Source organism: Rathayibacter sp. VKM Ac-2803, assembly GCF_009807175.1.
In the GTDB taxonomy this organism is placed as follows: domain Bacteria; phylum Actinomycetota; class Actinomycetes; order Actinomycetales; family Microbacteriaceae; genus Rathayibacter.
In genome coordinates this window covers 2,210,953-2,225,959 of record NZ_WUCD01000001.1, presented here as the reverse complement: position 1 = coordinate 2,225,959, position 15,007 = coordinate 2,210,953, and the positions used below count along the sequence as shown (strand labels likewise).

The window sequence follows — 15,007 nt, the reverse complement described above, 5'->3', positions numbered from 1 at the left end:
TGCGCCGCTCAGCGCTGCCGGAGCTCCTCGGCGACGAGGAAGGCGAGCTCCAGCGACTGCATGTGGTTGAGGCGGGGGTCGCAGACCGACTCGTAGCGGGTGGCGAGGTCGGCCTCGTCGATCTGCTCGGAGCCGCCCAGGCACTCGGTGACGTCGTCGCCGGTGAGCTCGACGTGAATGCCTCCGGGGTGCGTGCCGACGGCGCGGTGCGCCTCGAAGAAGCCCTTGACCTCGTCGACGACGTCGTCGAAGCGACGGGTCTTGTAGCCGGTGGGGGTCGTCAGGCCGTTGCCGTGCATCGGATCGGTGACCCAGAGCGGCAGGGCGTCGCTCCGCTTGACGGCCTCGAGCAGGGGCGGGAGGGCGTCGCGGATCTTCCCCGCGCCCATCCGGGTGATGAAGGTCAGGCGGCCGGGCTCGCGGTTCGGGTCGAGCTTCTCGATGAGCTCGAGCATCGTCTCGGGCGTCGTCGAGGGGCCGAGCTTCACGCCGATCGGGTTGCGGACGCGCGACAGGAAGTCGACGTGCGCGCCGTCGAGGTCGCGGGTGCGCTCGCCGATCCAGATGAAGTGGCTCGAGGTGTTGTACGGCGTGCCGGTGCGCGAGTCGATCCGCGTCATCGGGCGCTCGTAGTCCATGAGCAGGCCCTCGTGGCCCGTGTAGAACTCGGTGCGCTTCATGCCCTCGAAGTCGGCTCCGCACGCGACCATGAACTTCACCGCGCGGTCGATCTCGCGCGCGAGCTGCTCGTAGCGCTGGTTCTGCGGGTTCTCGGTGAAGCCCTTGTTCCAGTAGTGCACGAGCCGCAGGTCGGCGAAGCCGCCCTGCGTGAAGGCGCGGATGAGGTTCAGCGTCGAGGCGGCCGTGTGGTACGCCTGCACGATGCGGCGCGGGTCGGCCGCGCGCGACTCCGGAGTGAACTCGTAGCCGTTCACGATGTCGCCGCGGTAGGCGGGCAGCGTCACGTCGCCGCGGGTCTCGAGGTCGCTCGAGCGGGGCTTGGCGAACTGGCCGGCCATCCGCCCCATCTTGATGACGGGCATGCTCGCGCCGTAGGTCAGGACGACCGCCATCTGCAGCACCGTCTTGACGCGGTTGCGGATCTGGTCGGCGGTGGCGCCTGCGAAGGTCTCGGCGCAGTCGCCGCCCTGCAGGAGGAAAGCCTCGCCGCGGGCCGCGTTGCCGAGGCGCTCGCGCAGCTGGTCGACCTCGCCGGCGAAGACCAGCGGAGGCAGGCCGGCGACCTCGGCGGACGCGGCGCTCACCGCGTCGGCGTCGGGCCACTGCGGCTGCTGCTTGATCTCGAGCTCGCGCCAGTAGTCCAGGCCGGCGACCACGGAGGGGGCGGCTTGGACGTACGGTTCGTTCGGATCGATGACCACGAGGGTGTCCTGGTTCTGACGTGCGCGCCGTGCGCGCGAGCGGGCCACCGTCCGGACGGACGGCAGCGGTTGACGAGCCTATCGCCTCGGGAGGCCCTCCCCCGGGCCGGGGGCGGAGCGCTCGGCGCGCACTCAGCGGGTGAGCGCCGCGCGCTTCTCCTTGACCGAGGTGGCGTAGACGTCGAGGTACTCCTGGCCGCTCAGGGCCAGCAGCTCGTACATGATCTCGTCGGTGATCGAGCGGAGGATGAACCGGTCGCCCTCCATGCCCTCGAAGCGGCTGAAGTCGAGCGGCTCGCCGAAGACGATGCCGATGCGGCCGAGCCTGGGGAGGCGGCTGCCGATGGGCATGATCCGCGCGGTGTCGATCATCGCGACGGGGATGACGGGCACGCGCGCCTCGAGGACCATGCGCGCCACTCCGGTGCGGCCGCGGTACATGCGCCCGTCGGGGCTGCGGGTGCCCTCGGGATAGATGCCGAGGGCCTCGCCGCTGGCGAGGACCCGCAGGCCGGTGTTGAGCGACGCCTCCGACGCCTTGCCGCCCGACCGGTCGATCGGCAGCATGCCGGTCGCCGTGAAGAACAGCTTGGTCGCCCAGCCCTTCAGACCCTTGCCCGTGAAGTAGTCGCTCTTGGCGAGGAAGACCATGTTCCGCTCGATGACCAGCGGCAGGAAGACGGAGTCGATGAACGAGAGGTGGTTGCTGGCGAGGATCACGCCGCCCGTCGCCGGGACGCGGTCGGCCCCGACCACCCACGGGCGGAAGATCGTCTTGAGCAGCGGACCCGCGACGATGTGCTTCATGAACCAGTAGAACAACGGTCGACTCCTCGGCGAATCAGTGCAGGTCGGTGGATGAGCGTGGCAGCGTCTCGAGCGGCGCTCAGAGGGTGCTGGCGTGCAGGCGGGCCAGGTCGGCCGCCCCCACGACTCCCGCGTCGTTCACCAGCTCCGCGATGCGGAACTCCGGCTCGGGGTGGTAGCCCCGGGCCGGCAGGTTGTCGAGATAGGCCTGGCGGATCGGGTCGAGCAGCAGATCCCCGGCCTGGGCGACCCCGCCGCCGATCACGAACATCTGGGGGTCGAGCACGGCGCTCAGGCTGGCCGCGGCCTCGCCGAGCCAGTGGCCGAGCTGGCGCAGGGCCGCAAGGGCACCGAGGTCGCCGCTGGTGATCAGCTCCGAGATGATGCGCCCGTCGAGCGATCCGCCGTTGCGGGCGCGCGCGTCGGCGATGCCCTGGCCGATTCCGCCGGCGTCGGCGAGCTCGTTCGCGAAGCGCTGCAAGGCCCGGCCCGAGCCGTACTGCTCGATGCAGCCCCTGGCCCCGCAGCCGCACGGGAGGCCGCCCGGCACGACGCGCATGTGGCCGATCTCGGCGGCGGCTCCGAAGCCCCCGCGAAGGAGCCGGTCGTTGATCACGATGGCGCCGCCCACTCCGGTGCCGATGGTCAGCATCAGCATGTCGCTGACGAGACGACCGGAGCCGTAGCGGAACTCGGCCCAGCCCGCGGCGTTCGCGTCGTTCTCGATGATGATGGGCAGGTCGATCCGGGCCGAGAGCTTCTCGCGGAACGGCTCGTTGCGCCAGTTGATGTTGGGGGCGTAGTAGACGATCGACTGCGACGCGTCGATGAACCCTGCTGCGGCGACTCCGACCGCGGCGACGTCTCCCGCGGGCAGACCCTCGCGGAGGCGGGCGACCATCTCGACGACCACGTCGACGATGAGCTCGGGGTGACCGGCGGGAGTCGGCTGACGGTCCTCGCGGAGGATCCCGCCGAACTCGTCGACGAGCGCTCCCGCGATCTTCGTGCCGCCGATGTCGATACCGATCGCGTGCACGCGAACCGCCCTTCCCTCGCCGTCGGCGCCGGAGCGCCGTCGATCCGCCCTGTTCGGCGGCCACAACGAGTGTAGTGACCGGGTGGGCCTGCGAAGGGGTCGGGCGTCCGTGTCGGAGGAGCCTCCACGTCGGTCGCCGACCCGAGCGGACGGACCTTCCGAGTGGATCTACAGTCTGAGTGGATCTACAGCTTCGGCTCCTTCGGTAGGCTGGAGCCGACGTTCGTTCAGGTTACGAAGGAGTTGCCGTGGAACAGTTCGATTCGCCCCTCGTGGTGGCCGCAGACCCGCAAGCGAACACGACGGCACTGCTGCTCGACCGCGTGCGCGAGACTCCCGACCGCCCCCTCTTCGCCCTGCCGGACGGCGACGGCTGGCGCGACGTCACGGCGAAGGAGTTCCTCGACCAGGTGGTCGCGCTCGCCAAGGGACTGGTCGCCTCGGGCATCGAGCCCGGCGAGAAGGTCGGCCTGATCTGCAAGACGCGCTACGAGTGGACGCTGATCGACTTCGCCGTCTGGTTCGCGGGCGGCGTCCTCGTGCCGGTGTACGAGACCTCCTCCCCCGCCCAGGTGCAGTGGAACCTCGCCGACTCCGGTGCGCACGCGGTCATCGTCGAGACGGCGGACCATTTCGCCCGCTTCGACGAGATCCGCGCCGATCTACCCGACGTGCGCTCGGCCTGGCAGATCGGGCTCGGCGACCTCGAGAAGCTCGCCGCGCGAGGCGTCGACGTGCCGGACAGCGAGATCGAGCGCCGCCGCTCGCTCGCGACCGGCGCCGACATCGCGACGATCATCTACACGTCCGGATCGACCGGCCGCCCCAAGGGCTGCATCATCCGCCACTCGAACTTCGTCGAGCTGAGCCGCAACTCGGCCGTCGCGCTGACCGAGCTGATCCACCAGCCCGGCGCCTCGACGCTCCTCTTCATCACGACCGCCCACGTCTTCGCCCGCTTCATCGCGATCCTCTGCGTGCACGGCGGAGTGAAGGTCGGGCACCAGGCCGACACGAAGCAGCTGCTCCCCTCGCTCGGATCCTTCAAGCCGACGTTCCTCCTCGCGGTCCCCCGGGTCTTCGAGAAGGTCTACAACTCGGCCGAGCAGAAGGCCGAGGCCGGCGGCAAGGGCAAGATCTTCCGCAGGGCGGCCGACGTCGCCGTCGCCCACTCGATCGCCGTGGAGGCGGGATCGGTCCCGCTCGCGCTCAAGCTGCAGTTCCTGCTCTTCGACCGCCTCGTCTACTCGAAGCTGCGCACCGCCATGGGCGGCAACGTGCGCTTCGCGGTGTCCGGATCAGCTCCGCTGGGCGACAGGCTGGGGCACTTCTTCCACAGCCTCGGCATCAAGATCCTCGAGGGCTACGGGCTGACCGAGACCACCGCACCCGCGACCGTCAACCGCACCGAGCGCTTCAAGATCGGCACCGTCGGCCCTGCGATGCCCGGAGTCTCAGTCCGGATCGCGGACGACGGCGAGATCCAGGTGCGCGGGATCGACGTGTTCGGCGGCTACTGGAACAACGAGACGGCGACCGCCGAGGCGTTCGACGGCGAGTGGTTCCGCACCGGCGACCTGGGCACGCTGGACGAGGAGGGCTACCTGCGCGTCACCGGCCGCAAGAAGGAGATCATCGTCACCGCGGGCGGCAAGAACGTCGCCCCGGCCGCGCTCGAGGACCCGATCCGTGCGAACCCGCTCGTCGGCCAGGTCGTGGTCGTCGGCGACCAGCGTCCGTTCATCGCCGCACTCGTCACGCTCGACCCCGAGATGCTGCCGACCTGGCTGAAGAACAACGGCCAGAGCGCGAGCCTCTCGCTCGAGGACGCGGCGGTGAATCCGGCGGTCCTCGCCGAGGTGCAGCGGGCCGTCGACGCCGCCAATGCCACCGTGTCCCGCGCGGAGTCGATCCGCAAGTTCGTGATCCTGCCCACCGAGTTCACCGAGGCCAGCGGCCACCTCACCCCCAAGATGAGCATCAAGCGCAACGTGATCCTGGCGGACTACGCGGACACCATCGGGGCTGTGTATACAGCGGCGCCGGCTACTGAGGGCATCAGCCTGAGGTGAGCTGCGTGTCCGGCTGCTTCTGTCCGGGGTCAGCGCCGCTCTGAGCCGGTCCCTGCCCGGCTCAGCGCAGTCGGCTGCCGGTGCTCTTTCGTGAGCCGGGCCGAGCCCGACTCACCGCAGTCGGCTCCACGAATGGTCGGGTGGGGAGGAGCGTCCTGCGTTCGCCGACGTGAAAGCGCTAGGACGCGCTTTCCCGGATACGGCTCGGAGAGGTCGGCGATCTGCAGGCGCGCCTGCAGAGAAGGCCGGAGGCCGAGCGTTCTGGAGCCAGTGGATCTCGATACGCCCGCTGCGCGGGCTACTCGATCGGCGAGGCCGGCCTCAGCACCAGCACGAGGAGGCGACTCTCCCCCGCCTGCTGGTCGAGTAGCCCCGCAGGGGCGTATCGAGACCCACCACCGTCAACAGATGGCGCCATCGATCCCGCCTTCTGAAGCTGGTGGATCTCGATACGCCCGCTCCGCGGGCTACTCGATCAGCGAGGCCGGCCTCAGCACCAGCACGAGGAGGCGACTCTCCCCCGCCTGCTGGTCGAGTAGCCCCGCAGGGGCGTATCGAGACCCACCACCGTCAACAGATGGCGCCATCGATCCCGCCTTCTGGAGCTGGTGGATCTCGATACGCCCGCTCCGCGGGCTACTCGATCAGCAGGCTGCGAACCCCGCTCCTGCGACGGTCAGCCTGCAGATTCCCGGCGTCCTCGAGCCGTAGCCGGGAAAGCGCGTGTCAGCGCTTTCCCGTCGGCGAACGCCGGACGCTTTCTGGGACGCAACCATCCTCGGAAGCCGACTGCGCTGAGCCGGCCTCCGGCTCAGAAGGAGGAACCGCGTAGCCGGGAAAGCGCGTGTCAGCGCTTTCCCGTCGGCGAACGCCGGACGCTCTCTGGGACGCAACCATCCTCGGAAGCCGACCGCGCTGAGCCGCGCGGGGAGCGGCTCAGAGGTGGTTCAGAACCACGGTTGCTCTCGTACGGACTTCATCGCGCTCCGGCGGTCGTCCTTCGAGAGGCGGTCGAGGTAGAGGCGGCCGTCGAGGTGGTCGCACTCGTGCTGGAGGGCCTGGGCCATCAGCCCGTCGCCCTCGAGGACGACCTCGTTGCCGTCGAGGTCGGTGCCGCGCACCTTCGCGTGGGGGTAGCGGACCGCGGGGTACCAGAGGTTGGGGACCGAGAGGCAGCCCTCGTCGACGGGCTGGGGCTCGCCGCTGAGCTCGACGATCTCGGGGTTGAGGATGTAGCCGATGACGCCGTCCACGTTGTAGCTGAACGCACGGAGGTTCACGCCGATCTGGGGAGCCGCGACGCCGGCGCGGCCGTCGGGCCGGACGCTGTCGACGAGGTCCTCGACGAGACCGCGGATGCCGTCGTCGATCTCGCCGATCGGGTCGGACACGGTCTTCAGCACCGGGTCCCCGAAGAGTCGGATCTGGCGTTCGGTCATGTGGTGCGCTCCCTCAGGGCCTCCTCCGCCGACAGGAGGGCGTTCTCGATGACTTCGCTCGCCGCGGGGTGCGGCCAGTACTGGCTGCGGGCGAGTCCGCGGATGCCGACTCCGGCGCTGGCGGCCTGGACGAGCGGCTGAATGAGGATACTCGCCTGCGGACCCATCAGGTGGGCGCCGAGCAGCTCGCCGTCGAGTCCGACGACCAGGGTGCACACGCTCGAGTCGTCCTCGAGAGCCCAGCCGTACGCGGTCGAGCCGTACTCCTGCGTGACCGTCACGAACTCGACGCCCGTGTCCGACGCCTCCGCCGCCGTCATGCCGAAGTAGGCCAGCTGCGGATGCGCGAAGATCGCTGACGGCACCGGCGAGAGCGTGTTCGACAGCAGCTCGGCCGGGTGCAGGAGGTTGTGCGCGACGATCCGCGCCTCGTGGTTCGCGACGTGCTTCAACTGCCATTCGGACGAGATGTCGCCGAGCGCGAAGAGACCGGGCACCGGGCGACCGCCCGAGAGGACCCTCTGCTCGGTGTCGACCGCGACGCGGCCGTCGTCGTGCAGGTCGATCCCGACGGAGGCGGCCGCGATGGTGTCGCTGTTGGGCTCGCGCCCGAGGGCGACCAGCACGACGTCGGTCTCGACCTTCGAGTCGTCGTCGAAGGTCACGGTGAGGGAGTCGCCGGTCGCGTCGATGCCAGAGGTCGAGACCCCGGTCCGGACGTCCCAGCGCTCGCGCGCGAGGTCGGTGAAGCGCTGCGAGATCCCCTCGTCGAGTGCGCGGAGGAGGCGGTCGCTCCGGACGGCGACGGTCACCGCGGTGCCGAACGCCGAGAAGACGTGGGCGAACTCGACGGCGACGGCGCCGCCTCCGAGGATCACCATGCGCCGGGGCAGCTCGTCGATGCGCATGATCGACGACGAGTCGTGGATCCGCGGGTCGGGCTCGTACGCGGCCAGCAGCGGCCGCGGCCGGGACCCCGCGGCGATGACGACGGTCGGCGCGCTGATGCGCGTGCCGCTCGCGCTCGCCAGGACGTGGGGGCGGTCGCCGTCGCCGAGGGACTCGAAGCCGAAGCTCTCGCGGAAAAGGGTGACGTTCTCGGAGCGGTGCGCCCGGTAGTCGAGGCCGCCCTCGCTGATCGCGTCGGTCCGCCCGAAGACGCGGTCGCGCACCTCTGGCCAGCTCGGGCGAGCGACGGAGGAGTGCAGTCCGATCGGCGCGGCCTGGTCGACGTCGGTGACCACGTCGGCGACGTGCACGAACATCTTCGTCGGGATGCAGCCCGCGTTGAGGCACGTCCCGCCGAACCACTCGCCGTCGTCGAGCAGGGCGACGCGGGATCCGGCGAACTCGGGCCCGACGATGGAGTTGCCCGAACCTGCGCCGATGACGATCAGGTCGAACGCCTCAGGAGCGTCGATCACCTCGGCGTCGATCGGCTCTGCGACGACGGCCTCAGGCACGTCGAACCGGCATGCCCTCGACGACCAGCGCGGCGAGCCGGCGAGCGGCCTCCTTCGTCGCGGGGCGCAGCTGCTGCCACTTCACCACGGAGCCGGCGGCGAGCACCGGGTCGTAGGGGATGCGGACGATGTCGCGCACCCGCGACCGGAAGTGCGACTCGATCTCCTCGAGCTTCACCAGGCTGGCGCTGTCCGTCGCCGTGTTGAGCGCGACGACCGCGTTCTTGACCAGGTCGCCGTAGCCGTTGGCGTCGAGCCAGGTCAGCGTCTCGGAGGCGAGGCGAGCCTCGTCGATGCTGCCGCCGGAGACGATCACGACGGTGTCGGCGCGCTGCAGGGTCGGCCGCATGACCGAGTGCACGATGCCCGTGCCGCAGTCGGTGAGCATGATCGAGTAGAAGCGCTCGACGAGGTCGGCGACGACGTTGTAGTCGTCCTCGTCGAAGGCCTCGGACAGCTGCGGGTCGGTGTCGGAGGCGAGCACGTCGAGACGCGTCTCGTCACGCGACACCATCGTCGAGAAGTCGGTGAACCCGGTGACTCCGGAGGCGCGGTTGACGACGTCGCGGACGGTGGAGCGCGTCTGCTTCGGGACGCGCTCGGCGAGCGTGCCGCGGTCGGGGTTGGCGTCGACCGCGATGATGCGGTCCTCCCGCGCGTCGGCGAGGGCCATGCCGAGGAGGGTCGTCACGGTGGTCTTGCCGACGCCGCCCTTGCGGGTCATCACCGGGACGAAGCGCGTGCCGCCCTCGAACTGGCGTCCGATCCGCTCGTCCATCGCCTTCCAGGCCTGCACCTTGGCGGAGTCGCCGAGGTTGACCGTGTGGAAGGTCAGCCCGTAGACGAAGCGGTTCCAGCCTCCGGTCGGCGCGGGGCGCGTCTTGCGGTTGACCTCGAGCAGGCGGTCGGGAGTGAGCATCGACGACGACTCGGGAGCGCCGGCACCCGGACCGCCGTGCTCGGCGCGGAGGCGGTCGCGGCGGGTCTCGCCCCGGGCGGTCTCCGCCTCGGAGGGCTCGGGCTCGCGACTCTCGCCGCGGCCGCGCGGACGCTCACCCGTGTCCTCGGGGAGGACCGAGACGTCGTCGCGCGACGGGTAGCCGGCCGAGACGGGCCGGATCGCTCCCGGCACGTCCGCCGGAGCCGGCGCATCGACCGGAGCCGGGACGACGTCGACCGAGCGAGTCGTCGGGATGCCCAGCGTGCCGACGTCGATCGACTCGTCCTCGACGGGCGGGGGCGCACTCGAGCGGCGCATCGGCGGCGGATCGAGGCGGATACCGTCCGGGATGCGCGTCGGAGCCGTGTCGCTCGCCCGCGGCACGTACTGCGCCGACTCCCGAGCCGCGTCGAGCGCGGTGCGGGGCGTGGGGCCGGTGTCGGGCTGTTCGTCGTTGCGCTCATCCATGCGAACGAGCCTCCTTCCGCTTGCGGTCAGTCTACCGAGGGCCTCGTGGCGGCCCCCTGGGCTGGAGCCCGGTCGAGAAGTCCTGCTAGGACGGGTCCACGACGACGAGCAGGTCGCCCGCGTCGACCTGCTGCGTGGCGGGGACGGCCAGGCGCCGCACGACTCCGCCGACGGAGGAGGTGATCGCCGCCTCCATCTTCATCGCCTCGATCGTGGCGACCGCCGAGCCCGCCTCGATCCGGTCGCCCACCGCGACCTTGAGGGTCACGACTCCGGCGAACGGCGCCGCGACCTGCCCCGGATCGGAGCGGTCGGCCCGCTCGGCGCTGACGGTGTCGACGGTGATCGTCGCGTCCCGCACGAAGACGGGGCGGAGCTGACCGTTCAGCGTGGTCATCACGGTCCGCATGCCCCGGTCGTCGGCATCGCCGATCGCCTCCAGGCCCACGAACAGCCGCACGCCCCTGGCGATCTCGACGACGTGCTCCTCGCCCTGGCGGAGCCCGTAGAGGTAGTCGGCGGTGTCGAGCGCCGACACGTCGCCGTAGGTCTCGCGCACCTGCTCGAACTGCTTCGCCGGGCCGGGGAAGAGCAGCCGGTTGAGCGTCGCGCGACGGGCGGCGGAGTCGTCTCCGGCGAGCACGGCGGCGTCCTCGGCCGACACCTCTGTCACGCCGATCCGGATGTCGCGACCCTCGAGCACGCGCGAGCGGAACGGCTCGGGCCAGCCTCCGGGGAGCTCGCCCAGCTCGCCCGCCATGAAGCCGACGACGGAATCGGGGATGTCGTAGTTCTGCGGGTTCTCGGCGAAGGCGGCCGGGTCGGCGTCGACCGCAGCGAGGTGCAGCGCCAGGTCGCCGACGACCTTCGACGACGGAGTGACCTTCGGCACACGTCCCAGGATCCGGTCGGCCGCCGCGTAGAGGTCCTCGACGACCTCGAAGCGGTCGGCGAGCCCCAGCGCGATGGCCTGCTGACGCAGGTTCGAGAGCTGGCCGCCGGGGATCTCGTGCCGGTACACGCGGCCGGTGGGTCCGGGCAGCCCGGACTCGAACGGCCGGTACAGCGCCCGGACGGCCTCCCAGTAGGGCTCGAGGTCGGAGACGGCGGCGAGGCTCAGCCCGGTGTCGCGCGGGGTGTGCGCCAGGGCGGCCACGAGGGCCGACAGCGACGGCTGGCTGGTGGTGCCCGCCATCGGAGCGGAGGCGGCGTCGACCGCGTCGGCGCCGGCCTCGGCCGCGGCGAGGAGCGTCGCCAGCTGACCGCCGGGGGTGTCGTGCGTGTGCACGTGCACCGGGAGGTCGAAGCGCTCGCGCAGCGCCGAGACCAGCCTCGACGCGGCGTACGGCCGCAGGAGCCCCGCCATGTCCTTGACGGCGAGGACGTGCGCTCCCGCCTCGACGATCTGCTCGGCGAGCCGCAGGTAGTAGTCGAGGGTGTACAGGTCCTCGGCCGGATCGAGCAGGTCGCCCGTGTAGCAGACGGCGACCTCGGCGACCGTGCTCCCGGTCGCCAGGACGGCGTCGATGGCCGGCCGCATCTGCGACACGTCGTTGAGCGCGTCGAAGATGCGGAAGACGTCGACACCGGTCGCGGCGGCCTCGCGGACGAAGGCGTCGGTCACCTCCGTCGGGTACGGCGTGTAGCCGACCGTGTTGCGGCCGCGCAGCAGCATCTGGATCGCGACGTTCGGCAGCGCCTCGCGCAGGGAGGCCAGCCGCGCCCACGGGTCCTCGCCGAGGAAGCGCAGGGCGACGTCGTAGGTCGCGCCGCCCCAGGCCTCGACCGAGAGCAGCTCCGGCGTCAGGCGCGCGACCGCGGGTGCCACGGCGAGCAGGTCGCGCGAGCGCACCCGCGTCGCGAGCAGCGACTGGTGCGCGTCGCGGAACGTGGTGTCGGTCACCGCCAGAGCGGTCTGGGCGCGCAGCGCCGCGGCGAACCCGACCGGACCGAGCTCGAGGAGACGCTGCCGCGATCCCTCCGGAGCCGGCACCGCCGTGTCGATGAGCGGCAGCTTCTCGACCGGCGGGAGACCGTCGGGCCGCGGGCCGTTCGGCTGGTTGACCGTCACCTCGGCGAGCCAGGTGAGCAGCTTCGTCCCGCGGTCGCGCGACTCCCTGCCCGCGAGGAGCTGCGGGCGCTCGTCGATGAACGAGGTGCTCAGGTCGCCGGCGGCGAACGCAGGATCATCGAGCACGGCCTGCAGGAACGGGATGTTGGTCGACACTCCGCGGATCCGGAACTCGGCCAGTGCGCGCTTGGCACGGCCGACGGCGGCCGGGAAGTCGCGTCCGCGGCAGGTCAGCTTGGCCAGCATCGAGTCGAAGTGCGGGCTGATCTGCGCGCCCGGGTTGATCGTGCCGCCGTCGAGGCGGATGCCGCCGCCGCCGGGCGAGCGGTAGGTGGTGATCTTACCGGTGTCGGGCCGGAATCCGGCCGACGGGTCCTCGGTGGTGATGCGGCACTGCAGCGCCGCCCCGTGCAGGCGCAGCTCCCCCTGCGTCAGCCCGAGCTCGGCGAGGGTCTGACCCGAGGCGATGCGCATCTGGCTCGCGACCAGATCGACATCGGTGACCTCCTCCGTCACGGTGTGCTCGACCTGGATGCGCGGGTTCATCTCGATGAAGACGTGCTCGCCCGCCCGCTCCCCCGCGGTGTCGAGGAGGAACTCCACCGTTCCCGCGTTCTCGTAGCCGATCGAGCGGGCGAAGGCGATGGCGTCGCGGTGCATCGCCTGGCGCGTGGCCTCGTCGAGGTTCGGCGCCGGAGCGATCTCGACCACCTTCTGGTGCCGCCGCTGCACCGAGCAGTCGCGCTCGAAGAGATGAACGGTCTCGCCGGTCGCATCGGCGAGGATCTGCACCTCGATGTGGCGGGGCCGGACCACGGCCTGCTCGAGGAACATCGTCGGGTCGCCGAAGGCGCTGTCGGCCTCGCGCATGGCCGCCTCGAGCGCGGGACGCAGCTCCTCGGCCGTCGCGACCCTCCGCATGCCGCGACCGCCGCCGCCCGCGACCGCCTTGGCGAAGATCGGGAAGCCGATCGCCTCGGCGCCGGCGATCAGCTCGTCGACGTCGCGCGAGGCGGGGGTGGAGCGGAGGACGGGGACGCCGGCCGCGGTCGCATGCTCCTTCGCGGTGACCTTGTTGCCCGCCATCTCGAGCACCCGAGCGGGCGGACCGATGAAGGCGATGCCGGCCTCGGCGGCGGCGCGCGCGAGCTCGGGGTTCTCGGAGAGGAAGCCGTAGCCCGGGTAGATCGCGTCGGCGCCGCTCTCGCGGGCGACCCGGACGATCTCGGCCACATCGAGGTAGGCGCGCACCGGGTGGCCCCGCTCGCCGATCTGGTACGCCTCGTCGGCCTTCAGCCGGTGCATCGAGTTGCGGTCCTCGTAGGGGTACACGGCGACAGTGCGCGCACCCAGCTCGTACGCCGCGCGGAACGCCCGGATCGCGATCTCGCCGCGGTTGGCCACAAGGATCTTCGAGAACATGGCAGTCCTTCGGGTGGGTCCTCCGCGAGCGACGAGGGAGCCGGAGTCGCGACCGTGCGATTCCCGCCTCCGCATCCCGGGCCGGGCAGGCGCGCAGGGAACGGTTAGGTTCTCCACCCTAGTGAACGTAAAGTAGTCAGCCATGCATGTACTCAGCGTGAGCTCCCTCAAGGGCGGCGTCGGCAAGACGACGGTGACCCTCGGCCTCGCCTCCGCGGCGTTCTCGAAGGGTCTGCGAACGCTGGTCGTCGACCTCGATCCGCAGTCCGACGTCTCGACCGGCATGGACATCAACGTCGCCGGTCATCTCAACATCGCCGACGTCCTGACGTCGCCCAAGGAGAAGATCGTCCGCTCGGCGATCGCACCCTCCGGGTGGACGAAGGAGCACCACGGCACGATCGACGTCCTGATCGGCAGCCCGTCGGCGATCAACTTCGACGGCCCGCACCCCAGCATCCGCGACATCTGGAAGCTCGAGGAGGCGCTGGCGAGCGTCGAGGCCGACTACGACCTGGTGCTCATCGACTGCGCCCCGTCGCTCAACGCGCTCACCCGCACGGCCTGGGCCGCCAGCGACCGCGTCGCCGTCGTCACCGAGCCGGGACTCTTCTCGGTCGCCGCCGCCGACCGCGCGCTCCGCGCGATCGAGGAGATCCGCCGCGGACTCAGCCCGCGCCTCCAGCCGCTCGGCATCATCGTCAACCGCGCTCGCGTGCAGTCGCTCGAGCACCAGTTCCGGATCAAGGAGCTGCGCGACATGTTCGGGCCGCTCGTGCTCAGCCCGCAGCTGCCGGAGCGCACCTCACTGCAGCAGGCGCAGGGCGCTGCGAAGCCGGTGCACGTGTGGCCGGGTGAGAGCGCTCAGGAGATGGCGCATAACTTCGACCTGCTGCTCGACCGCGTCATCCGCACCGGCCGCATCGGCGAGCAGGTCCAGGCGGCGAAGTAGCCGCGGGACGGACCGAGGGAACCGCGGACCGTCGAGGCCGCCCGCAAGGGCTGGATCCCTCGACGGGCCGGGGTTCTCTCGTTGCCCATGAGGGGCTTGTGGGTGCCCGGAGTTCGTAGGGAGACGGGTCTCGATACGCCGCCTGCGGCGGCTACTCGACCAGCATGCTCGGCACGCTCGGGCCCCGCTGCAGAGGGGCTGGAGCATGCTCGGCATGCTCGAGTCCGCTGCAGAGGGGCAGGAGCATGCTCGACCCCGCTGCAGAGGGGCGGACGGTGCAGGCCGGACGGGCGGGTCAGCCGACCTTGCGGGAGGCGCGGCGCTGGGCCAGCTCGTCCAGGGGGTCGAGGGTCTGGGGGTCGAGGTCGACGAGGCTGGACTCGACCTCGCGGAGGACCTTGCCGACGGCGATGCCGAAGACGCCCTGGCCGCGGCTGAGGAGGTCGATGACCTCGTCGTTGGAGGTGCAGAGGTAGACGCTCGCTCCGTCGCTCATCAGCGTGGTCTGGGCGAGATCGTCGACGCCGGACTCGCGGAGCTGGTTGACCGCCGTGCGGATCTGCTGGAGCGAGATGCCGGTGTCGAGCAGGCGCTTGACCAGCTTGAGCACGAGGATGTCGCGGAAGCCGTAGAGGCGCTGCGTCCCCGAGCCCGAGGCACCGCGCACGGTCGGAGCGACGAGCTCGGTGCGGGCCCAGTAGTCGAGCTGGCGGTAGGTGATCCCGGCGGCCCGGGCGGCGACGGCGCCGCGGTAGCCGGCGTGCGCATCGAGATCGGGCAGCCCGTCGGTGAACAGGACGAGGTCGCGCTGGCCGCGTGAGTCGCGGCTGACTTCTCTCATTCTGTCGCCTCTCGGTTCCGATCGCCGGATCCTCCGAACGCGCTCCCTACGGTACCGACCGGGGGCTGCCGAGTAAACGACATCCGGCCGAGGGCGCAGGCGTGTCGCGTC

The 15,007-nt window shown here is 70.9% G+C and carries 10 protein-coding genes; 2 read left to right on the top strand and 8 right to left on the bottom strand.

The features are described from left to right. Positions 1–8: 8 nt before the first annotated feature. From GRS96_RS10345 to GRS96_RS10335, 3 genes are all read right to left on the bottom strand, one after another. On the bottom strand, positions 9–1,337 hold the full coding sequence (locus GRS96_RS10345; protein ID WP_159857297.1) for a class II 3-deoxy-7-phosphoheptulonate synthase: 1,329 nt from the start codon (positions 1,335–1,337) through the stop codon (positions 9–11). 177 nt (positions 1,338–1,514) lie between these two features. Continuing rightward, entirely contained in the window at positions 1,515–2,204 is a 690-nt protein-coding gene (locus GRS96_RS10340) for a lysophospholipid acyltransferase family protein (RefSeq protein ID WP_159857146.1), read from the bottom strand. A 64-nt stretch (positions 2,205–2,268) separates the two neighbouring features. Beyond that, on the bottom strand, positions 2,269–3,228 hold the full coding sequence (locus tag GRS96_RS10335) for an ROK family glucokinase (protein ID WP_159857144.1): 960 nt from the start codon (positions 3,226–3,228) through the stop codon (positions 2,269–2,271). 248 nt (positions 3,229–3,476) lie between these two features. Here GRS96_RS10335 and GRS96_RS10330 point away from each other — a divergent pair, with 248 nt between their 5' ends. Next, positions 3,477–5,300: an AMP-dependent synthetase/ligase gene (locus GRS96_RS10330; RefSeq protein WP_159857135.1), complete on the top strand. Its 1,824-nt coding sequence runs from the start codon at positions 3,477–3,479 to the stop codon at positions 5,298–5,300. A gap of 947 nt (positions 5,301–6,247) precedes the next feature. Here GRS96_RS10330 and def read toward each other — a convergent pair. The 4 genes from def to GRS96_RS10310 form a co-directional block, all read right to left on the bottom strand. Beyond that, positions 6,248–6,739, bottom strand: coding sequence for a peptide deformylase (gene def, locus GRS96_RS10325; protein ID WP_159857133.1), 492 nt, complete (start codon positions 6,737–6,739; stop codon positions 6,248–6,250). Continuing rightward, on the bottom strand, positions 6,736–8,202 hold the full coding sequence (locus GRS96_RS10320; protein ID WP_236553612.1) for a mycothione reductase: 1,467 nt from the start codon (positions 8,200–8,202) through the stop codon (positions 6,736–6,738). Before GRS96_RS10320 ends, def begins: the two co-directional genes overlap by 4 nt. Further along, positions 8,195–9,610, bottom strand: coding sequence for a MinD/ParA family ATP-binding protein (locus tag GRS96_RS10315; RefSeq protein ID WP_236553611.1), 1,416 nt, complete (start codon positions 9,608–9,610; stop codon positions 8,195–8,197). Before GRS96_RS10315 ends, GRS96_RS10320 begins: the two co-directional genes overlap by 8 nt. 85 nt (positions 9,611–9,695) lie before the next feature. Then, positions 9,696–13,103, bottom strand: coding sequence for a pyruvate carboxylase (locus GRS96_RS10310; protein WP_159988431.1), 3,408 nt, complete (start codon positions 13,101–13,103; stop codon positions 9,696–9,698). A 142-nt stretch (positions 13,104–13,245) separates the two neighbouring features. On the opposite strand from GRS96_RS10310, the gene GRS96_RS10305 reads away from it, so the two are divergent. Then, entirely contained in the window at positions 13,246–14,055 is an 810-nt protein-coding gene (locus tag GRS96_RS10305; protein WP_159988430.1) for a ParA family protein, read from the top strand. Positions 14,056–14,350: 295 nt separating this feature from the next. Here the strand turns inward: GRS96_RS10305 and GRS96_RS10300 are convergent, their stop codons facing one another. Further along, complete coding sequence (locus GRS96_RS10300; protein WP_159857129.1) at positions 14,351–14,896, bottom strand: MerR family transcriptional regulator; 546 nt, start codon at positions 14,894–14,896, stop codon at positions 14,351–14,353. Positions 14,897–15,007 lie beyond the last annotated feature (111 nt).